Consider the following 20,129-nt stretch of genomic DNA (forward strand, 5'->3'; position numbering starts at 1 on the left):
CCTGCCTTCACACGCGCGCTCACCCCTCCCCTCAGTGCGTCAGCCGCAACCGCAGTCGCAGCCGCAGCCGTCGCAGCAGCCGTCCTCACCACAGCAGTTGCAGCACTCGCAGCAGTTGAAGCAGTCGCCGCAGCCGCTGCAGTCGCAGTTGGCGCAGGGCCCCTGCCGGTGTTCCCTGCTCCACGGGTCCTCGTACTCCCCGCAGCACAGCCGGCACGTACAGGCCAGCCCCAGCCACACCGCGCACCCCGCGAGCAGCCCCCGCCGGTCCCGGCGCGGCGGCTCCGGGGGCATCGGCGCGCCCGGTCCGCCGGGGGTGCCGGGCGGGGCGTAGGGCCCGGCCGCCTCCGGCCGGTGCCCGCAGGAGGAGGTGCCGAAGGCGCGGTCGACCGAGGCGGGCAGTTCGTGCACCAGCAGCCGGTGCGCCAGCCGCCCCTCGGTGAACTCGACCTCGCGCAGCGCCAGCCGGATGCCGTGCACGGCGTCGTCGGCGAGCCGCCGGGCCTCGGTGAGCGGGGTGCCGGTGGCGGTGAGCGGGTTCCAGGCGCCGGACGCGGCGTCAGCCTCCTTGTCCTGCACGGCGTCCAGCAGGTGCGCGAGCCGTCCGAAGAGACGTCCGGCCTCGGCCAGCGGCTCGGTGTTGCCCGGCCGTCCCGCCAGCACCGCGGTGTGCGCGAAGGCGGCGGCGGTGGCGGTCTCGGTCGGCTCGGTGACGGTCAGGATCGGGGTGCCCGGCCCGGCCAGCGCCTCGATGCCGACCTGCCGGTCGACGGCGTCGACCAGCACGGCGGTGTCGAAGCCGACGGACGATCCGGTGCGGGCGCCGGCCCGTCCCCAGCTGTCGGCGACCCGGCGGGCGGCGAACGCCACCGGGCGGCGGGCCAGCAGTCCGTCGCCGTCGGCGACGTGGTCGCGGACCTTGGCGGAGGCGAGCACCAGCGACACGGCGGCGGCGAGCCGGGCGCCCTCACCCTGCGCGACGGAGGCGGTGCGCATCCCGCGCAACGGGCACGGTCCGGCCGTACGCCGCCAACGGCCGCCCTCCCGCTCGCCCTGAGCCTCTGTCAGAACCGAGACGAGCAGGCCGTCGTAGTTGGTGACGACCCGGGCGAACTGGCCGTGGTCGGAACGCAGTGCGAGGCAGAGGCCGCACAGATGCGCCATCCACTCGGACTTGAGGCGTTCACCGAGACGATGACTGCAGGGCCGGACTATTCCGAACAAGAGGCTCCCCCGTGGGCCGTGTGACGCGGATTCGGCCGCATCGTATCGGCCACTTCGTTCACCCGTACGCAGTGCCCGTCACCCGTCCGCCGGGAAGAATCATATTTCACTCACAGTCAGCAGCCGCATACGACGGGACCCTTGGGGTAACCGGCCTCTCGACGGATTCGCTGTGCACCAGTACCGTCACAAACCCCCCGCACGGCGTCTATCCACTTGGCGCGACATCCGCATCATGGACGACCATGGGGATGCGGAAAGGAAGAAAGACCGCTGCGAGAGGAGGCGTCCATGGGATCGGTGCGCAAGGCGAGTGCGTGGCTCGGCCTCGTCGACGACAACGATGACGAGCGCTATTACGACGACGAGTACTCCGAGGAGAACGAGTCCGGGGACGCCTGGGTCACGGACCCGCGGGTGAAGGTGGCCACGGACACGGCCGAGGAGCGGGGCCGCCGGATCGGCACGGTCACCCCGGACAGCTTCCGGGACGCACGGGTCATCGGCGAGCTGTTCCGGGACGGCGTCCCGGTGATCATGAACCTGACGGCGATGGAGCCCGCCGACGCCAAGCGCGTCGTCGACTTCGCGGCCGGCCTGATCTTCGGGCTGCGCGGCTCCATCGAGCGGGTCTCGACCCGCGTGTTCCTGCTGACCCCCTCCAACACGGAGATCGTGAGCGGCGACCCGGCCGCGCACCGCTCGGACGGTTTCTTCAACCAGAGCTGAGGCAGGGCCGCCCACCGGCCCCGCCTCGGCCCCACCGGCTCACCGGAAGGCGTCGAGCCCGGTGAGTGCCTTGCCCAGCACCAGCTGGTGCATCTCCACGGTGCCCTCGTAGGTGAGCACCGACTCCAGATTGGTCGCGTGCCGCATCACGGGATATTCGAGCGAGATCCCGTTGGCACCGAGGATCGTCCGGGCCGTACGGCAGATCTCGATGGCCTCCCGGACGTTGTTGAGCTTGCCGAAGCTGACCTGCTCGGGACGCAGGCGGCCGGCGTCCATCCGCCGCCCCAGATGATGGGCGAGCAGAATCCCCTTGTGCAGTTCCACCGCCATGTCGGCGAGCTTGGCCTGGGTGAGCTGGAAGCCACCGAGAGGCCGGCCGAACTGCTCACGCGTCCTGGCGTAGTCGACCGCGGTCTCGAAACAGCTCCGCGCCGCGCCCATCGCGCCCCACACGATGCCGTAGCGGGCGTGCGACAGACAGCTGAGCGGGCCGCGCAGCCCGGTCGCGCCGGGCAGCACCGCGTCGGCGGGCAGCCGTACGTCGTCCAGGACCAGTTCGCTGGTGACGCTGGCCCGCAGCGACCACTTGTGCTTGATCTCGGGCGCCGAGAATCCGGGGGTGCCGGTCGGCACGGCGAAGCCGCGGATGCCTTCGTCGGTCTGCGCCCAGACCACGGCGACCCCGGCGACGGAGCCGTTGGTGATCCACATCTTGCGGCCGTTGAGCACCCAGTCGGTGCCGTCCTTCTTGGCGTACGTCCGCATGGAGGCGGGGTCGGAGCCGTGGTCGGGCTCGGTGAGCCCGAAGCAGCCGATGACCTCGCCGGCGGCCATCCGGGGCAGCCAGGTCTGCTTCTGCTCCTCGCTGCCGAAGCGGTGGATGGCGTACATGGCCAGGGAGCCCTGCACGGAGACCAGGGAGCGGATGCCGGAGTCGGCGGCCTCCAGCTCCAGGCAGGCGAGGCCGTGCTGCACGGCGCTCGCGCCCGCGCAGCCGTACCCGTCGAGGGACATGCCGAGCGCGCCGATCGCGCCGAGTTCCCGGGCCAGCTCGCGGATCTGCGGCAGCTCACCCTTCTCGTACCACTCGGCGACGTACGGCAGCACCCGGTCCGCCGCCCAGCCGCGCACGGTGTCGCGGACGGCCAGATCCTCGGGTTCGAGGAGGTCGTCGAGGCCGAGCGGGTCGGCGGGATCGAACGGCGGCAACTTCGCGGACGTGGACACGGGGCACCCTCCGGCGGCTCTGGAGCGGCGGCACCAGCTTTTAACTAGCACCGCTAGTCTCGGATTCAGGGCGACGCTACGACGCAGTCTCCCCCACGTCCACCCACCGGCCGTGCCGGACGCTCAGGCGGAGACCCGGGACTCGGCGACCTCACGCGGCGCGGGGAGCTCCACCGGGCCCGTCGCCTCGCAGTGCATCACCCTCGGCAGCCGCAGCGCCATCACCGCGCCGAGCAGCAGCAGACCCGCGCTGACCAGCAACGTCACATGCAGTCCGTGCACGAAGCAGTCCCGGGCGGCGTTGCGCAGGGCCGCGCCCGCCTCGCCGCCGAGCCGCCCGGCCACGTCGTAGGCCTCGCCCAGGGAGTGGCCGGCCGCGGCCGACGCGGACGCGGGCACGCCCGGCACCGAGGTGAGGCCGGGCGCGTACGCCGCGTTCATCACGCTGCCGAGCAGCGCGATGCCGATGCCCGCGCCGAGCTGGTAGGAGGTCTCGCCGATCGCGGCCGCGCCGCCGGCCTGCTCCTGCGGGGCCTCGCTCAGCATCGACTCGTACGCCCCGAAGAGAGTGGTCTCCAGACCGAACCCGAGCAGCACGAAACCGGACAGCATCAGCGCGGCGTTGTCCTCCCGGCCCAGCGCGGTCAGCAGCACCACCGCGACCGCGGTCAGACAGAACCCGGAGACCACCATCCGGCGCGGCCCGAACCGGCGCAGCATCCGCGCCCCGAACAGGCCGGCCGCCATCGCCGCCATGGTCAGCGGCAGCAGCCTCAGCCCGGTCTGCAGCGGGGACAGCCCCAGCACCAGCTGGAGGTACTGCGCCGCGATCAGCTCCAGCCCGACCAGCGCGAGCATCGCCAGCACGATGCAGCCGACGGAGGTGCTGAACGCCGCGCGGGCGAACATCCCCAGGTCGACCAGCGGATACGCCCGCCGGCGCTGCCGCCGCACGAACAGCGCCAGCAGGGCCGCGCCGGCCAGCAGCGGCAGCACGGTGAACGGGCCGGTCACGTCCTCCCCGCCGCCCAGCCGCTTCACGCCGAGCACCACGCCGAACAGTCCCGCCGCCGCCATCAGCGCGCCGGCCACGTCCCACGGGCCGTTGCCGTCGCCCTTCGACTCGGGCAGCAGCAGCCGCCCCACCGGCAGGCTGACCAGCATCAACGGGATGTTGACGAGGAAGACCGAGCCCCACCAGAAGTGTTCCAGGAGAAACCCGCCGAGCAGCGGGCCGACGGCCGCGCCGACCGCGGCGACCGCGCTCCAGACGCCGATGGCGAGCGCCCGCTCACGCCGGTCGGGGAAGACCTGACGCAGGATCGACAGCGTCGCGGGCATGATCATCGCGCCGCCGACGCCGAGCAGGGCCCGGGCGGCGATCAGCACCTGGGCGTCGGGAGCGAAGGCGGCCAGCGCGGAGGCCACCCCGAACAGGGCGTACCCGAGGAGCAGGACGCGTCTGCGGCCCACCCGGTCGCCGAGCGTGCCGAACAGGATCAGCAGCGAGGCGCAGACCAGCGGGTAGGTGTCGACGATCCAGAGCAGTTCTATGCCGCCGGGCTTCAGATCCTCGGTTACGGCGGGCACCGCCACGTGCAGCACGGTGGCGTCGACGGCGACCAGCAGCAGGCTGACGCAGAGGACGACGAGGACGACCCAGCGGTTGGCACCGGCCCCGGCCGCCCGACGGCGCGTCCCGACCGCGGCCGTGGTCGTCCCGGACATGTACGTACCTCCCAGATGTTCCCTCGCATCGGCGGGCTCGCGGGGTTGGGGAATCCCCCGTGACTCGGCCGGAGAAGCGGTGGTCTCCGGCCCGCGCAACGGATGGCGAGTGACACGTCAGCGTACGCGAGTCCATGCCGGGGTCGCGTGGTGGAGCTCTCACACTTCCGGCGGATCCGGTGTGGCGTACACCACTTGCTGAACCGCTTCGTACACCACGTCCGTACTTCGGGGAGCACGCCGGGCCCGGCCGCCCGGTTCCCCCTCCCGCCGATACTTGAGCCCGTGACCGACCTCGAAACGCGCCCCGAGCGCCTCATAGGCCCCACGCGCCCGACCCTGCGCCGGGCGGCCCCTGCCCTCCTCGGGTACGCCGCCGTCCGCGCCCTGGGTCTGCTCGCGCTGGCCGTGTGGAGCGCGGCACGCGACAAGAGCGCGTACACCCTGCTGACCGCCCGCTGGGACTCCCTCTGGTACGTCAGGGTCGCCGAGCTCGGTTACGGCTACGAGGTGCGCCTGCCGAACGGCGACATCCACTCCAACCTCGCCTTCTTCCCGCTGCTGCCCTGGCTGGAGCGGCTGCTGCACACGGTGACGCCGCTGTCGTACGCCGACGCGGGTTTCGTCGTCAGCCTGGTCGCCTCGCTCGCCGCGGCCTGGGGGATCTTCGCGGTCGCCGACCATGTCCACGGCCGCCGGGCGGGGGTCTGCGCGGTGCTGCTGTGGGCGGTGCTGCCGGTCGGGATCGTGCAGTCGATGGCGTACAGCGAGTCCCTCTTCACCGCGCTCGCCGCGTGGTCCCTGTACGCCGTACTCACCGGCCGCTGGCTCACCGCGGGCACCCTGGCGCTGCTGGCCGGGCTGACCCGGCCGGTGGGCCTCGCGGTGGTGGCGGCGGTGTGGACGGCGGGGGCGGTGTCCTTCATGACGGCCGGGGCGCGGTCCTCCGTGACGTCCGGGGCGCCTTCCTTCGTACGGCAGTGGCGGGGCCGGGGCGGCGTTGGGCCATCCGCGCGGCCGGGAAGCGCGGCGCCCACCCCCGGCGCGCATGCCACCGCGCACGCCCCCTCCCCCACCGACGTCCCCGGCGGGGAGGGCGCACCGGCGTGGCGACGCGCCCTCGGGATGCTGCTCGCGCCCCTGGGCGCCGCGGGCTATGTGCTGTGGGTCGGGCACCGCACCGGCAAGGGCCCGCTCGGCTACCTGGACGTCCAGGCGGGCTGGCGCAACGGCTTCGACGGCGGCTACGCCTTCGCCCGCTTCATCGGGGAGAAGTTCACGTCGTTCCCCTCGGCCCTGGCCGGCGCCGGGCTGATCGTCGGGGTCGGGCTGGTGATCCGGCTGTACGCGCTCTGCGTCCGGCAGCGCCAGCCGCTGCCGCTGCTGGTCTACACGGGCGTCGTCACCGCCCTCGCGCTGTGCGCGTCGAGCTACTTCGGCTCGAAGCCGCGCCTGCTGATGCCCGCCTTCCCGCTGCTGCTGCCGCTCGCGCTCGCCCTGGCCCGGCCGCGCACCTCCCGGGCGGCGCTGGTCACGGCGGGCGTCGCGGTGGTCTCGGCGGTGTACGGGGCGTTCTGGCTGAACGGCTCGGGGCCGCCCTGACCGGCCGCGCGCGCCCGGTGAGCGCCCGGCGAATTCCGCGCCATGCGCCGGTGAACGAATTCATAAGGAGGCCAAAACCAGCCCCTGCGGAATGATCAAAACAATTGAAGGGAACACGTCCTGAGGATTGCGGAATCGCTGGAAATAAACGTGCGTCTGAGAGCAATCCCACATCACATCGTCATTACAAACCCGGTGATTCGGCGGGGAAGTGAGCTCACTCGCTGTAACGTCGATTGGGTGCGTACCGAACCAAAGCCGACCCGGCTCGACCGGATCTTCGCCCGACTGGACCGCGAACCGCAGCGGCCGGTCCTCGACGTGCCGCGCATGACGCGGCACCGGGTGGTGCTCTTCGGCGCGACGCTCGCCTTCTACCTCACGATCGTCCTCGCCGTGGTGACCACCTCGTGGCTGGTCCGGCTGGACTGGCAGGCCATGCTCTTCCGGCCCTACCAGCAGTGGCCGGAGATCCACGCCTTCCTGGACTACTGGGTGGTCCTCGGCCAGCGCGGCCCGACGGCCGTGATGGTCGCGGCCTGGCTCGGCTGGCGCTGCTGGCGGCAGCACACCCTGCGCCCCCTGCTCGCCTTCGGCGCGGCGCTGCTGCTGCTGAACGTGACCGTGGGGGCCGTGAAGTACGGGCTGGGCCGCTCGGGGCCGCACTACGCGACCGAGGTCGGCTCCAACGAGATGTGGCACTGGTTCCAGGCCGGCAGCGACATATTTCCCTCCGGCCACACCGCGAACGCGGTGGTGACCTGGGGCATCCTCGCCTATCTGGCGTCCACGCCGCGCGCCCGCCGCTGGCTGTCGGCGCTCTCGGCGGTGCTGTCGCTCAGCGTCGGCCTGACCACCGTCTACCTCGGTACGCACTGGCTGAGCGACGTCCTGCTGGGCTGGGCCGCGGGCCTGCTGGTGCTGCTGGCGCTGCCGTGGCTGGAGCCCACGATCGCGGCCGCCGAGGCCTGGCTGTTCACCCAGCGCGACTGGCTGCGCGCCGGCCGCCGCGGCGTGGTCCCGCTGCCCCAGCCGACGCCGCTCGCCCCGGCCGCGGAGGACGAGCCGGTGCCGGTGCGGGAGACCGTCTCGCCGGCCGCCGCCCGCACCTCCCGGGCGTCGGGGCTGCTGGCCCCGGGCCCGCACACGGCCCGCTCGGAGCGCACCCCGGTCACCCCGGCCGGCAGCCGCCGTCCGCCGCACTCCGACCGCCTCCCCCGCGGCACGGCACCGGCCGCGCGCCCGGCGACGGGCGGCTGAGACCGCATGAGTGAGGCCCCGATCAGCACGATCGGGGCCTCACTCATGCGGTCTCAGCCCTTCCAGGCGCGCGCCACCCGGCCGTCCCTCACCTCGAAGTTCAGCCGCCCCACGCGGTACTCCATGGTGATGATCGCTCCCGGCGGCAGCGCGCGCACCGTCGGCCACCCCCGTTCGCGGGCGCGCCGCTCGGCCGCGTCCGCGTCGAGGCCGACGTAGGCGTCCGGGCTGTCCTGGGGTTCTGCGGAAGGTGTCGGAATCGGTGCCATGCCGCCACGCTAGGCGCTGTCCGGCGGCCGGGGAAGGGCAGACCGGACACCCTGGGTCACTGATCCCCCTCCGGTCACACTTCTGTCACAGGATCACGACACGCGTTTCGGCCGCCGTGTCGTCGACCACCGGGCGGCGGGCACTCACTCGGACGAGCGGTTCGGTACGCCTTCCGCAGGTATTCGAACGAAATTCCCGCGTGTCGGCACGGCTCGCCGAATTGCCCGGCGGAAAGTTCCGGAAGGACTGTCCCCCGGGTCTCATTCCATTGCCATTCCGGGCGGGCGACGAGGGCCGATTCCGCACACGGAATACACGGTTCCGTCACAGAAACCCCGTACGAGCGAAGGGGCGAGCGAGGCATGGGGACGGAGACCGTACCGGCGACGGCACGACGGGTGGGGGCCGGGAGGCGCGGCCGGGTGGTCATCGACTGGCTGACCACCACCGACCACAAGAAGATCGGCCATCTCTACCTGATCACGTCGTTCGGGTTCTTCCTGATCGGCGGGGCGATGGCGCTGGTGATGCGCGCCGAACTGGCCCGGCCGGGGCTCCAGCTGGTCGGCAACCACGAGTTCAACCAGCTCTTCACGCTGCACGGCACGATCATGCTGCTGCTGTTCGCGACCCCGACCTTCGCGGGCTTCGCCAACGAGCTGATGCCCCTGCAGATCGGCTCCCCGGACGTCGCCTTCCCCCGGCTGAACATGCTGTCGTACTGGCTGTTCCTGTTCGGCGGGCTGATCGTGCTCGGCTCGCTGGTCGTGCCGACCGGGCCGGCGGCCTTCGGCTGGTTCGCCTACGCGCCGCTGAACAGCCTGGAACGCTCGCCCGGGGTCGGCCCCGACCTGTGGATCATGGGGCTGGGGCTGGCCGGGTTCGGCACGATCCTCGGCGCGGTCAACTTCATCACCACCATCATCGGGATGCGCGCCCCCGGCATGACGATGTTCCGGATGCCGATCTTCACCTGGAACACCCTGTTCACGTCCATCCTGATCCTGATGGCGTTCCCGGTGCTGGCGGCCACCCTGCTTTGTCTCGAGTCCGACCGGCGGTTCGGCTCGCACGTCTTCGACGCGGCGAACGGCGGCGCGCTGCTGTGGCAGCACCTGTTCTGGTTCTTCGGGCACCCCGAGGTGTACATCATCGCGCTGCCGTTCTTCGGGATCGTCACGGAGATCATCCCGGTCTTCAGCCGGAAACCGATCTTCGGTTACATGGCTCTGGTCGGCGCGACGATGGCGATCACCGGCCTGTCGGTGGTGGTGTGGGCGCACCACATGTTCGCCACCGGCGCGGTGCTCCTGCCGTTCTTCTCCTTCATGAGCTTCCTGATCGCGGTCCCGACGGGGGTGAAGTTCTTCAACTGGAGCGGGACCATGCTCAAGGGCTCGCTGTCCTTCGAGACGCCGATGCTGTGGTCGGCCGGCTTCCTGGTGACGTTCCTGCTCGGCGGGCTGACGGGGGTGATCCTGGCGTCGCCGCCGATGGACTTCCACGTCACCGACTCGTACTTCGTGGTGGCGCACTTCCACTACGTGGTGTTCGGCACCGTCGTCTTCGCGATCTTCGCCGGGTTCTTCTTCTGGTGGCCCAAGTTCACCGGGAAGCTGCTCGACGAACGGCTCGGCAAGATCCAGTTCTGGACGCTGTTCGTCGGCTTCCACGCCACGTTCCTGGTGCAGCACTGGCTGGGCGCGGAGGGCATGCCGCGCCGCTACCCCGACTACCTGGCCGCGGACGGCTTCACCGCCCTGAACACCATCTCGACGATCGGCGCGTTCCTGCTGGGCCTGTCCACGCTGCCGTTCCTCTACAACGTCTGGAAGACCGCCAAGTACGGCACCAAGGTCGAGGTCGACGACCCGTGGGGGTGGGGCCGCTCCCTGGAGTGGGCGACCTCCTGCCCGCCCCCGCGGCACAACTTCACGGCGCTGCCGCGGATCCACACGGATTCCCCGGCGTTCGACCTGCACCACCCGGAGTACGCGTCTCCGGCGCCCCAGCACTCCGATCCAGCGCACGACCGAGGCGTTCCCGGGCATCCCTGAGCGCCTCGGTCAGCTCGGCCGGCTCCAGCACCTCGAACTCGAAGCCGAGCAGCAGCACATGGATCACCATCACGTCCAGGCTCGCCGCCCCGGTGCGCAGCAGACAGGCGTCCGGGCCGTCGGCCTCCAGGGTCCCGTCGGACGGCGAGATGTGCGCGGCCGCCTCCTCGACGGGCGCCAGCACCCGGATGACGGCCTGTGCGACGTACGCGCGCGTGGAGACGCCCTGCGACACATAGGCGGCCAGGTCCTCGGCGGGCGGCGTGCGCGGGGTGAACCGGGGGCCGTGCGGGGGCTTCGGCGTGACGCGGTCGACGCGGAAGGTGCGCCAGTCGTCCCGGTCGAGGTCCCAGGCGACCAGGTACCAGCGCCGCTCGGAGCACACCAGGCGGTGCGGCTCGACGGTACGGCGGCTGCGGGCGCCCTCGTGGTCCGCGTACTCGAACCGCAGCCGCTCCGCGTCCCGGCACAGCCCCGCCAGTTCGGTCAGCACCGCCGGGTCCACGGCCGACGGCTGGGGGCCGCGCAGCATCGGCACGGTGAACGCGTTGAGCGCGCCCACCCGGTGACGCAGCCGCTGCGGCAGCACCTGCTCCAGCTTGGCGAGGGCCCGTACGGAGCTCTCGCCGATGCCCTCCACCCCCTGCCCGGCGGCCGTGCGCAGGCCGACCGCGACCGCGACGGCCTCGTCGTCGTCCAGCAGCAGCGGCGGCAGGGCGGCGCCCGCGCCCAGCTGGTAGCCGCCGCCGGTGCCGGGGCTGGCGTGCACGGGGTAGCCCAGCTCGCGCAGCCGGTCCACGTCCCGGCGGACCGTGCGCGGGGTGACACCGAGCCGTTCGGCGAGTTCGGCGCCGGACCATTCGCGGTGGGCCTGGAGGAGGGAGAGCAGCCGGAGCAGGCGGGCGGAGGTCTCGAGCATGGGCTCGAGTATCCCGGGCTCGCAGGCCGAGGACCTGCCTAGGCCCTGTCGTTTGGATCATCCCGGCGTCGCAGGATCTGGCACGCACATCTGCCGCGTTGTCGTCAGTCGCCGACGCGCCGCGTCGACTCCCTCCTCCGCCTTGCAGCTGCACGCACCAGACCCCGCTCGACTCGGCCAGGACGCACCGTCCCTCACAGCCGGGCTGACCCAAACGACAGAGCCTAGGGCAGGGTGAGCATCTGACCGATCTTCAGCTGGTTGGGGTTGCCGCCGATCGTCGCCTTGTTGGCCTTGTAGAGGGCCTGCCAGCCGCCCTTGACGCCGTACTTGCGGGCGACCGCGGAGAGCGTGTCGCCGCGTTTCACGATGTGCATCCGGCCTTTCAGGCCGTATCTCTTCGAACAGACCGGCCAGGCCTCCCAGCCCTGCGCCGCCAGCACCTTCTGGGCCACGGCGATCTGCTGCTCGCGGGTGGCGAGGTCCGCGCGGGCGGCGTACTTCAGGCCGCCGTACGCCTCCCAGGTGGGCTGCCAGAACTGCAGGCCCCCGTAGTAGCCGTTTCCGGTGTTGATGTGCCAGTTGCCGCTGCTCTCACAGTCGGCGACACAGCCCCAGGGCCATTTCTCCTTCGGGCAGTGCTGCGGCGCGTGGGTCGCGGCCTGCGGTCCGGAGGCCGGTGGCCGGGACGCGGCCTGGGCCACGGCGGGGACGGGCGCGGTCAGCACGGCGGCCGCCGCGGCCAGGGTGAGGGTCATCGGGGTGCGCAACATCGGCCCACGCTAAGCAGCACCCGGCGCCCGGCCCGGCGAGCCGCGCCCCACGCGCGCGGGGCCCCACCCGGTCGGCGGACCGGCCGGGGCCCCCGTTCGGCGGCGTCGTCGCGTCAGAGCCGCAGCCGCTGCCCCGGCACGATGACGTCGGGGTCCCCGCCGATGACGGCCTTGTTGGCGGCGTACAGCCGCTGCCACGTGGTCCCGTGCCGGCCGGCGATGGCGCTCAGCGTGTCGCCGTCGCGGACGGTGTAGTCGCCGCGGGAGGCGCCGCGGTCGGTGTGGCCCGCCGTGCGCGCCGGCGTCCCGGCGGGCTTCCCGGCGGGCTTCCCGGCGGGCTCGGCGGGAGCCGCCGCGGGTGCGGGCGCCTCGGGTGCGCCGCCGTACGCGCCGGCGCGTACCGAGCAGGTCGGCCACGCGCCCCACCCCTGGGCGCGCTGGACCTTGGTGGCGACCGCGATCTGCTGGTCCTTGGTGGCCCGGTCGGCGGTCGGCGCGTAGGCGGTGCCGCCGAAGGCGCGCCAGGTGCCGGCGGAGAACTGGAGTCCGCCGTAGTAGCCGTTCCCGGTGTTGATGTGCCAGTTGCCGCCGCTCTCGCACTGGGCGATGCGGTCCCACACTCCGCCGTCCGCCGCCTGGGCGGTGCCGGTCGCGGTCAGCAGCCCGAGCGGGGCGAGCAGGACCGCCCCGGCGAGAGCCGCCGTCGTACGCGTCTTACGGGCGCGGTCGCGGGTGGTATCGGCACATTCGGACATGTAATTCCCTCTCGACGGACCCGGGGTCCCCCAAGAGACGGGGCTCGCTTCCCGCGTGGGATCGCGGTCGGCGCGCTCCGCCCCCGTCCGCCGGTGGCTGTGCCCCGGGCCGGCGTGGTGCTGCTGCCGATCCGGCCGGCGGACGTACCCGAGCGGTGCTCGTTGCACACGGCGGAGGAATGTAGGCACCGCGACGGGCAGGTATCAACCAACTCCGAGTCTCCGCAGGCCAGTTCGAGGTTACCGAAGGTATCAGCGATTTTCGGACACCCCATTCATTCGCTGATTTCCGGATTTTTCGACCCGTCGTCCGGTAAACCTGTGACTCTCCTCACCGGCGCAAGTCCCTTTACTCGTCCGGGACTTGACGCTGAGTGTCCGATTCCGACGCCAGGGTGACCCTCAGCTTCGGATGGTTCGATTCGATTCGTCGTACTGCGTGACTCCCGCCACAGATCGGCCGTTGTCATCTTCATGAGCCCGGGACCGACCCGGACCACGGGCCGGGAGCCACCCGGCCTCGCCACGCACCGCATCCCGAGGGAGCCACCCGTGCCGCGCATGCTCGACGTCAGCGACGAGGTACGCGCCGAGATCGGCGACGAAGAAGCCGACCGGCTGCTCGCCGGAGACACCACCCCTGGCAGTTACGACTGCACGTCCTGCCGCACCCCGGGCGACTCCGAGCGCGAGCGCACCAGCACCGTGCTGTTCATCGGCGACGAGACCGCCGTGCTCGCCTTCGCCCACGCCGCCTGTCTGCCCTCCCAGGTCGTCCAGGTCACCGAGGAGCAGCTGCAGGGCGCCGTGAGGTCCATCAGCGGCGACACCACCGACCTGGGGCCCGACAAGGTCACGCCCGAGCAGGCCGTGCTCGGCGTGACCAGCGGACTCGTGCTCATCGCGGGCGAGTTGCACCCGGCGCTGGTCGTGGAGCCGACCGGACCGATCGTGCGCCCCGGCTCGACCGGCGTCGGCGACGACTTCCTGCCGCTGCTCATCGAGCAGGGGTTCATGCCGGTGACCGAGCTGAGCACGGTGCCGCCGGTGCTGCACGGCTGGTCGGTGCTGCTGGCGATGGGCCAGCTGCACGCGGTGCTCCAGCCGTCGGCCAACGGGGGCCAGCCGGTCGCCTGGTGGCAGGCGCACCAGCCGCTCCAGGTCACGGAGGGCTGGCGGTCCGCCGCGAACAAGCACCAGCAGGTGCTGATGTTCGCCGCGCCGGTGGGGTCCATCGGGCGGCAGCCCCGCGAGGACCTGCTGCGGGACGCGCTGGACAAGGCGGCGGCCAACGGCAAGCTGGTCGCGGGGACGCTGCCGCTCGCGGGTACCTGAGCGCCACCGCACCGGGGAACCGCGGTGACCCGGCGGCCGCGGCTTCGTCGTGGCCGCCCGCGCCCCGCGCGGCGGGGCGGCCCCCCGCATCTTCTGATGTGCCGGTGTCGTTTGGACATACGTGCACGCATACGACGCTCCCCGCCGCCAGTCCTATCCCTCGGTCCCTCCCCCACCGCGGTCGGCTCAGGATCAGAGCGGACCATCGCCCACGCCGATCTACGACAAGCTCTACGCCGAGTACGTCAAGTCGTTCCGCGCGCTTCCGGGCGACCGCAGCGGCGAGGAGAAGCTGGGGTTCACCGCCTTCGGGAGCATTCCGTACGGCGCGGGCTCACTCGGCGGTTCGCTGGGCGGCTCATTCGGCGGCTCGTACAGCGCCTACAGCGCGGGCGCGCAGAGCGCCCGGCACGGCGGCGGCGGGCAGCAGCCGCAGTGGCAGCGCGTCGGGCAGATCCCGGCGGCCCTGCCACCGGGCCGGCGCGGCAGCCGTTGACCCGACGAAGCAGGACCCGACGAGAAGGGCGGCCCCGACCGGGACCGCCCTTTCGTCACTTCTTCTCTCGCGTCACGTCTTCTCTCGCGTCACTTCTTCTTCGCGCCGCGCTTCTCGCGCACCCGCACCGAGATGTGGATCGGCGTCCCCTCGAAGCCGAACTCCTCGCGCAGCCGGCGCTCGATGAAGCGGCGGTAGCCGGCCTCGATGAAGCCGGAGGCGAAGAGCACGAACCGCGGCGGCTTGGTGCCGGCCTGGGTGCCGAACAGGATGCGCGGCTGCTTGCCGCCCCGGATCGGGTGCGGGTGGGCGGCGACCAGCTCACCGAGGAAGGCGTTCAGCCGGCCCGTCGGCACCCGGGTCTCCCAGCCCGCGAGGGCCGTCTCGATCGCCGGGACCAGCTTCTCCATGTGCCGGCCGGTGCGCGCCGAGACGTTGACCCGCGGCGCCCAGGAGACCTGGCCCATCTCGGTCTCGATCTCCCGCTCCAGGTAGTAGCGGCGCTCCTCGTCGAGGGTGTCCCACTTGTTGTACGCGACGACGAGCGCGCGGCCCGCCTCCACGGCCATGGTGATGATCCGCTGGTCCTGCACCGAGATCGAGTCGGTGGCGTCGATGAGGACGACGGCGACCTCGGCCTTCTCGACGGCGGCGGCGGTGCGCAGCGAAGCGTAGTAGTCGGCGCCCTGCTGGAGGTGGACCCGCTTGCGGATGCCCGCCGTGTCGACGAACTTCCAGGTCTTGCCGCCCAGCTCGATCAGCTCGTCGACCGGGTCGCGGGTGGTGCCCGCCAGCTCGTTGACGACGACGCGCTCCTCGCCCGCCACCTTGTTCAGCAGCGAGGACTTGCCGACGTTCGGGCGGCCGATCAGCGCGACGCGGCGGGGGCCGCCGATGCCGGCGCCGCCGAAGGTCTGCTCCGGCGCCTCGGGCAGCGCCTCCAGGACGGCGTCCAGCATGTCGCCGGTGCCGCGGCCGTGCAGCGCCGAGACCGGGTGCGGCTCGCCGAGGCCCAGGGACCACAGGTAGGCCGCGTCGGCCTCGCCGCTCGGGCCGTCGACCTTGTTGGCGCACAGCACCACGGGCTTGCCGGCCTTGCGCAGCAGCCGTACGACGGCCTCGTCGGTGTCGGTGGCGCCGACCTTGGCGTCGACGACGAAGACCACGGCGTCGGCGGCCTCGATGGCGAACTCGGCCTGCGCGGCGACGGAGGCGTCGATGCCGAAGACGTCCTGCTCCCAGCCGCCGGTGTCGACGACCTTGAAGCGGCGGCCCGCCCACTCGGCCTCGTAGGTGACGCGGTCCCGGGTGACGCCCGGCCGGTCCTCGACGACCGCCTCGCGGCGGCCGATGATCCGGTTCACCAGGGTCGACTTGCCGACGTTGGGGCGGCCGACGACGGCGAGCACCGGCAGCGGGCCGTGCCCGGCCGCCTCGATGGCGCCCTCGACCTCCTCCAGGTCGAAGCCCTCTTCCGCGGCGAGCTCCATGAACTCCGCGTACTCGGCGTCGCCGAGCGCCCCGTGGTCGTGCTCGAAGCCGTCCGAGCCGCCGGGCTGGATCTGGTCGTTCATGAAGTCCGTACCTCGTCGTTCATTCGTGGTGATCGGTGGAGTGCCCCGGTTTCCCCGGGTTGATCCACTACTCAGTGTCGCTCAGCGTCCGGTCAGACGCCTGGCGTTTTCCAGGTGCACCGAGAGGTGCTTCTGGATGCGTTCGGTCGCCTCGTCCAGCGCCTTGCGCGTGCGCCGCCCCGAGCCGTCGCCCGCCTCGAACGGGTCGCCGAAGACCACGTCGACGCGGCTGCGCAGCGGGGGCAGCCCCTTGATGAACCGTCCGCGGCGCTCGGAACTTCCCAGCACGGCCACCGGGACGACCGGCGCCCCGCTGCGCACCGCGAAGTACGCGAGCCCGGCCCGCAGCGAGGCGAAGTCTCCCTCGCCCCGGGTGCCCTCGGGGAATATCCCCAGCACCCCGCCGTTGTCCAGCACGCCCAGCGCCCGGGTGATCGCGGTGCGGTCGGTGGAGTCGCGGTCCACCTTCAGCTGGCCGATGCCGGTCAGGAACGGGTCGAGCGGGCCGACGAACGCCTCCTTCTTGATCAGGAAGTGCGTCGGCCGGGGCGCGACGCCCATGACCATCGGGCCGTCGATGTTGTGCGAGTGGTTGATCGCGAGGATCACCGGGCCGGTCGGCGGGACCTTCCAGGCGCCGAGCACCCGCGGCCGCCACAGCCCGTACATCAGGCCGACGCCGATGCGCCGCCCGACCTCGGCGCCCCGCGCCGACGGAGCCTCGGTCACTTCCCGGCCCGCTTCTCCTCGACGAGGGTGACGACGCACTCGATGACCTGCGGCAGCGTGAGCTCGGTGGTGTCCACCTCGACCGCGTCACCGGCCTTGGCCAGCGGGGAGGTCTTACGGCTGGAGTCGGCCGCGTCCCGCTTGAGCAGGGCCTCGCGGGTGGCGTTGACGTCGGCGCCCTTCAGCTCACCGCTGCGGCGGGCGGCACGCGCCTCCGGGGAGGCGGTGAGGAAGATCTTCAGGTCGGCGTCCGGCAGGACCGTCGTGCCGATGTCGCGGCCCTCGACGACGATGCCGTTCTCGGCGGCGGCCGCGATGGACCGCTGGAGCTCGGTGATCCGGGTCCGCACCTCCGGGACCGCGCTGACGGCGCTGACCTTGGAGGTGACCTCCTGGGTGCGGATCGGGGCGGAGACGTCGGTGCCGTCGACGGTGATGGTCGGGCCCGTCGGGTCGGTGCCGGAGATGATCTCCGGCTTCCCGGCCACGGCGGCGATCGCCGTCGGGTCCTCGAGGTCGATGCCGTTGGTCACCATCCACCACGTGATCGCCCGGTACTGGGCGCCGGTGTCCAGGTAGCTCAGGCCGAGCTTGGCGGCCACGGCCTTGGACGTGCTCGACTTGCCCGTGCCGGAGGGGCCGTCGATGGCGACGATCACTGCGGGGACGGTCCGGGCGGCGCCGTTTTCCACGGGGGGACACCTTCCTGGTGCGGGTGGCGGGGGCGGGGGCGGGTTGGTGCCCCCGACAAGGTTACTGGGTGCGCGTCACTCGTCCGGCCGCACCTGCCCGGCGCCGGCCGGGCGAACCCGGTCCGTCCGGTGTTTGCGGACGCGGTCCGGCCTACTGCCGGATCGCCCACCCCCGCTCGCGCAGCGCGGCGCTCAGCACCGGCACCGCCTTCGGCTCGACCATCAGCTGGATCAGGCCCGCCTGCTGACCCGTCGCGTGCTCGATCCGTACGTCCTCGACGTTGACCCCGGCCTGTCCCGCGTCCGCGAAGATACGGGCCAGCTGGCCGGGCTGGTCGTCGATGAGGACGACGACGGTCTCGTAGACCCGCGGCGCGGACCCGTGCTTGCCGGGGACCCGCACCTGGCCCGCGTTGCCGCGTCGCAGCACGTCCTCGACGCCGGCGGTGCCCTCGCGGCGCCTGGCCTCGTCGGAGGACTCCAGGGCGCGCAGCGCGCGGACCGTCTCGTCGAGGTCGGCGGAGACGTCCGCGAGGAGGTCGGCGACCGGCCCGGGGTTGGCGGAGAGGATGTCGATCCACATCCGGGGGTCGGAGGCCGCGATCCGGGTCACGTCCCGGATGCCCTGCCCGCACAGCCTTACGGCGGACTCCTCGGCGTGCTCCAGGCGCGCGGCGACCAGGCTGGAGACCAGGTGGGGCATGTGGGAGACGAGGGCGACGGCCCGGTCGTGGGCGTCGGCGTCCATGACGACGGGCACGGCCCGGCAGTGCGAGACCAGTTCCAGGGCGAGGTTCAGCACCTCGGTGTCGGTGTCCCGGGTGGGGGTGAGCACCCAGGGGCGGCCCTCGAAGAGGTCGGCGGTGGCGGCGAGCGGCCCGGACTTCTCCCGGCCGGACATCGGGTGGGTGCCAATGTACGCCGACAGGTCGAGACCGAGCGCCTCCAGTTCGCGTCGCGGGCCGCCCTTGACGCTGGCCACGTCGAGGTAGCCGCGTGCGAGCCCGCGCCGCATGGCGTCGGCGAGCACGGCGGCGACATGGGCGGGCGGCGCGGCGACGACCGCGAGGTCGACGGGTCCGTCGGGGGCCTCGTCGATGCCGGCGCCGAGCGCGGCCGCGGTGCGGGCCTGCTCGGGGTCGTGGTCGTCGAGGTGGACGGTGACACCGCGCTGGACGAGGGCCAGGGCGGCGGAGGTGCCGATGAGGCCGGTGCCGATGACGAGTGCGGTCCTCACTGGGCGATGTCCTTGCGCAGGGCGGCGGCGGCACCGAGGTAGACGTGGCCGATCTCGTTGCGGGCCCGGTCGGTCTCGATGTGGGCGAGGACGCGGACCACGCGCGGCATGGCGCCCTGGATGTCGAGCTCCTGGGCGCAGATCAGCGGGACGTCGACGATGCCGAGCTTGCGGGCGGCGGCCGCCGGGAAGTCGCTGTGCAGGTCCGGCGTGGCCGTGAACCAGATGCTGATCAGGTCGTCGGCGGTGAGGCCGTTCCGCTCCAGGATGGCGGTGAGCAGGGCTCCGACCTGCGCGTCCATGTGCTCGGCCTCGTCCCGCTCCAGCTGGACGGCCCCCCGGACCGCTCGTACCGCCACGGCGCTGCTCCTTGTCGATCGCGTTCCAGTTGTGCGTTCGTCCAGCCTAGTCAGCCCGGGTCCGCCGGTCGCGCACCGCCCGTGTCCTGAGACGGCCGGCTCAGGCGTCCCAGAGCGCGCCGAGGGCCAGCAGCTCGCCTCGGTACTCGATGCGGTCGGTCCAGTCCGCGGGCCAGGCGTCGGCACCTAGGTGGGCGCCCGCGAAGGCGCCGGTGAGGCAGGCGATGGAGTCGGAGTCGCCGGAGGTGCAGGCGGCGCGGCGCAGCGCGGTGAACGGTTCACCGACGAAGAGCAGGAAGCAGAGCAGTGCGGTGGCGAGGGCCTCCTCGGCGATCCAGCCGGCCCCGGTGGCGAGGCAGGGGTCGGTCTCCGGGGAGACGGTGCGCACGGCGTCCTGGAGCCGGGCGAGGACGTCCAGGCATTCGTCCCAGCCGCGGGCGATGAAGTGCTCGGGGCCGGGGTCGTGGCTGCGGGTCCACAGGTCGCCGAGCCACTGGTGGTGGTAGCGGGTGCGGTTGTCGTAGGCGTACGAGCGCAGCAGGCCGACGAGCCCGGTCGGTTCGGCGCCGCGGGCGAGCAGGTGGACGGCGTGCGCGGTGAGGTCGGAGGCGGCGAGGGCGGTGGGGTGGCCGTGGGTGAGCGCGGCCTGGAGCTGGGCGGCGCCCGCCCGCTGGTCGTCGTCGAGTCCGGGGGCGAGTCCGATCGGCGCGACCCGCATGTTGGCGCCGCAGCCCTTGGAGTCGATCTGGCTGGCCTCCTGCCAGGCCCGGCCCTCCTGCTTGAGCAGGTGGCAGGCGCGCAGGCAGGTGCGGCCGGGGGCGCGGTTGTTCTCCGGGGACTGGTACCAGTCCACGAACTCCTCACGCACGGGCCGTGCCAGCCGCTTGGGCGCGAGGAAGCCCCGGTCCATGGCGGTGCGCAGGCCGCGGCCGAGCGCCAGTGTCATCTGGGTGTCGTCGGTGACGATCGCGGGCCGGGGCAGGTCCATCTGCCGCCATGGGCCGCACTTGGCGAGGATCGACGGTACGTCGTCGAACTCGGTCGGAAAGCCGAGCGCGTCCCCGAGGGCGAGGCCCAGGAGCGCTCCGGTCGCTGCGCGTTTCGGCACGCGGATCACCATCCCCTTTATCGTCACTGTGACCATAAAGGGGATGACGGAC

The 20,129-nt window shown here is 72.3% G+C and carries 18 protein-coding genes and 1 pseudogene; 6 read left to right on the forward strand and 13 right to left on the reverse strand.

Annotated features, from left to right (window positions below):
- Positions 1 to 39: 39 nt before the first annotated feature.
- Complete coding sequence (locus AMK31_RS21225) at positions 40 to 1,224, reverse strand: DUF5685 family protein (RefSeq protein WP_073942161.1); 1,185 nt, start codon at positions 1,222 to 1,224, stop codon at positions 40 to 42.
- A 291-nt stretch (positions 1,225 to 1,515) separates the two neighbouring features.
- On the opposite strand from AMK31_RS21225, the gene AMK31_RS21230 reads away from it, so the two are divergent.
- On the forward strand, positions 1,516 to 1,953 hold the full coding sequence (locus tag AMK31_RS21230) for a cell division protein SepF (RefSeq protein ID WP_073942162.1): 438 nt from the start codon (positions 1,516 to 1,518) through the stop codon (positions 1,951 to 1,953).
- 39 nt (positions 1,954 to 1,992) lie between these two features.
- On the opposite strand, the gene AMK31_RS21235 is transcribed toward AMK31_RS21230, so the two are convergent.
- Positions 1,993 to 3,183, reverse strand: a complete 1,191-nt coding sequence (locus AMK31_RS21235; protein WP_073942163.1) for an acyl-CoA dehydrogenase family protein — start codon at positions 3,181 to 3,183, stop codon at positions 1,993 to 1,995.
- 123 nt (positions 3,184 to 3,306) lie between these two features.
- A complete protein-coding gene (locus AMK31_RS21240; protein WP_073942164.1) occupies positions 3,307 to 4,911 on the reverse strand; it encodes an MFS transporter in 1,605 nt (534 codons plus the stop codon).
- Positions 4,912 to 5,196: 285 nt separating this feature from the next.
- On the opposite strand from AMK31_RS21240, the gene AMK31_RS21245 reads away from it, so the two are divergent.
- Positions 5,197 to 6,513 (forward strand): mannosyltransferase family protein, encoded by a 1,317-nt coding sequence (locus AMK31_RS21245; RefSeq protein WP_073942165.1) that lies wholly within the window; start codon positions 5,197 to 5,199, stop codon positions 6,511 to 6,513.
- Between the two features lie 240 nt (positions 6,514 to 6,753).
- On the forward strand, positions 6,754 to 7,773 hold the full coding sequence (locus AMK31_RS21250) for a phosphatase PAP2 family protein (protein WP_073942166.1): 1,020 nt from the start codon (positions 6,754 to 6,756) through the stop codon (positions 7,771 to 7,773).
- Between the two features lie 53 nt (positions 7,774 to 7,826).
- Here the strand turns inward: AMK31_RS21250 and AMK31_RS21255 are convergent, their stop codons facing one another.
- On the reverse strand, positions 7,827 to 8,042 hold the full coding sequence (locus AMK31_RS21255; protein WP_073942167.1) for an I78 family peptidase inhibitor: 216 nt from the start codon (positions 8,040 to 8,042) through the stop codon (positions 7,827 to 7,829).
- A 363-nt stretch (positions 8,043 to 8,405) separates the two neighbouring features.
- On the opposite strand from AMK31_RS21255, the pseudogene ctaD reads away from it, so the two are divergent.
- Positions 8,406 to 10,082: pseudogene (ctaD, locus tag AMK31_RS21260) on the forward strand (aa3-type cytochrome oxidase subunit I); the annotation flags it as partial.
- Here the strand turns inward: ctaD and AMK31_RS21265 are convergent.
- The 3 genes from AMK31_RS21265 to AMK31_RS21275 all read right to left on the reverse strand — a co-directional run bounded on the left by AMK31_RS21265 (position 9,976) and on the right by AMK31_RS21275 (position 12,547).
- A complete protein-coding gene (locus AMK31_RS21265; RefSeq protein WP_073942169.1) occupies positions 9,976 to 11,019 on the reverse strand; it encodes a WYL domain-containing protein in 1,044 nt (347 codons plus the stop codon). The pseudogene ctaD and the gene AMK31_RS21265 sit on opposite strands and share 107 nt — an antisense overlap.
- Positions 11,020 to 11,243: 224 nt before the next feature.
- Positions 11,244 to 11,792 (reverse strand): LysM peptidoglycan-binding domain-containing protein, encoded by a 549-nt coding sequence (locus tag AMK31_RS21270; RefSeq protein ID WP_073942170.1) that lies wholly within the window; start codon positions 11,790 to 11,792, stop codon positions 11,244 to 11,246.
- A gap of 113 nt (positions 11,793 to 11,905) precedes the next feature.
- Entirely contained in the window at positions 11,906 to 12,547 is a 642-nt protein-coding gene (locus tag AMK31_RS21275; RefSeq protein ID WP_073942171.1) for a LysM peptidoglycan-binding domain-containing protein, read from the reverse strand.
- Between the two features lie 552 nt (positions 12,548 to 13,099).
- Between AMK31_RS21275 and AMK31_RS21280 the strand changes: the two genes are divergently transcribed.
- Positions 13,100 to 13,882: a hypothetical protein gene (locus AMK31_RS21280; protein WP_073942172.1), complete on the forward strand. Its 783-nt coding sequence runs from the start codon at positions 13,100 to 13,102 to the stop codon at positions 13,880 to 13,882.
- Between the two features lie 121 nt (positions 13,883 to 14,003).
- Positions 14,004 to 14,378, forward strand: coding sequence for a hypothetical protein (locus tag AMK31_RS21285; protein ID WP_073942173.1), 375 nt, complete (start codon positions 14,004 to 14,006; stop codon positions 14,376 to 14,378).
- A gap of 89 nt (positions 14,379 to 14,467) precedes the next feature.
- On the opposite strand, the gene der is transcribed toward AMK31_RS21285, so the two are convergent.
- From der to AMK31_RS21315, 6 genes are all read right to left on the reverse strand, one after another.
- Positions 14,468 to 15,952: a ribosome biogenesis GTPase Der gene (der, locus tag AMK31_RS21290; RefSeq protein ID WP_073942174.1), complete on the reverse strand. Its 1,485-nt coding sequence runs from the start codon at positions 15,950 to 15,952 to the stop codon at positions 14,468 to 14,470.
- 81 nt (positions 15,953 to 16,033) lie between these two features.
- Positions 16,034 to 16,681, reverse strand: a complete 648-nt coding sequence (locus AMK31_RS21295; RefSeq protein ID WP_073942175.1) for a lysophospholipid acyltransferase family protein — start codon at positions 16,679 to 16,681, stop codon at positions 16,034 to 16,036.
- Entirely contained in the window at positions 16,678 to 17,373 is a 696-nt protein-coding gene (gene cmk / locus AMK31_RS21300) for a (d)CMP kinase (RefSeq protein ID WP_073942176.1), read from the reverse strand. The genes AMK31_RS21295 and cmk overlap by 4 nt, the downstream gene beginning before the upstream one ends.
- Positions 17,374 to 17,524: 151 nt before the next feature.
- Positions 17,525 to 18,610 carry a prephenate dehydrogenase gene (locus AMK31_RS21305; RefSeq protein WP_073942177.1) on the reverse strand — a complete coding sequence of 362 codons (1,086 nt, stop codon included), beginning with the start codon at positions 18,608 to 18,610 and terminating at the stop codon, positions 17,525 to 17,527.
- Entirely contained in the window at positions 18,607 to 18,969 is a 363-nt protein-coding gene (gene aroH, locus AMK31_RS21310) for a chorismate mutase (protein WP_073942178.1), read from the reverse strand. Before aroH ends, AMK31_RS21305 begins: the two co-directional genes overlap by 4 nt.
- 100 nt (positions 18,970 to 19,069) lie before the next feature.
- On the reverse strand, positions 19,070 to 20,089 hold the full coding sequence (locus tag AMK31_RS21315; RefSeq protein ID WP_107468673.1) for an ADP-ribosylglycohydrolase family protein: 1,020 nt from the start codon (positions 20,087 to 20,089) through the stop codon (positions 19,070 to 19,072).
- Between the last annotated feature and the right edge of the window lie 40 nt (positions 20,090 to 20,129).

Origin of the sequence: Streptomyces sp. TSRI0107, from assembly GCF_001905845.1 — a bacterium.
Lineage (GTDB): Bacteria > Actinomycetota > Actinomycetes > Streptomycetales > Streptomycetaceae > Streptomyces.

Coding starts and splice junctions, on each gene's coding strand:
- AMK31_RS21230 (WP_073942162.1), top strand. CDS start 1,516: ATGGGATCGGTGCGCAAGGCGAGTGCGTGGCTCGGCCTCGTCGACGAC.
- AMK31_RS21240 (WP_073942164.1), bottom strand. CDS start 4,911: ATGTCCGGGACGACCACGGCCGCGGTCGGGACGCGCCGTCGGGCGGCC.
- AMK31_RS21255 (WP_073942167.1), bottom strand. CDS start 8,042: ATGGCACCGATTCCGACACCTTCCGCAGAACCCCAGGACAGCCCGGAC.
- AMK31_RS21265 (WP_073942169.1), bottom strand. CDS start 11,019: ATGCTCGAGACCTCCGCCCGCCTGCTCCGGCTGCTCTCCCTCCTCCAG.
- AMK31_RS21270 (WP_073942170.1), bottom strand. CDS start 11,792: ATGTTGCGCACCCCGATGACCCTCACCCTGGCCGCGGCGGCCGCCGTG.
- AMK31_RS21275 (WP_073942171.1), bottom strand. CDS start 12,547: ATGTCCGAATGTGCCGATACCACCCGCGACCGCGCCCGTAAGACGCGT.
- der (WP_073942174.1), bottom strand. CDS start 15,952: ATGAACGACCAGATCCAGCCCGGCGGCTCGGACGGCTTCGAGCACGAC.
- AMK31_RS21315 (WP_107468673.1), bottom strand. CDS start 20,089: ATGGTGATCCGCGTGCCGAAACGCGCAGCGACCGGAGCGCTCCTGGGC.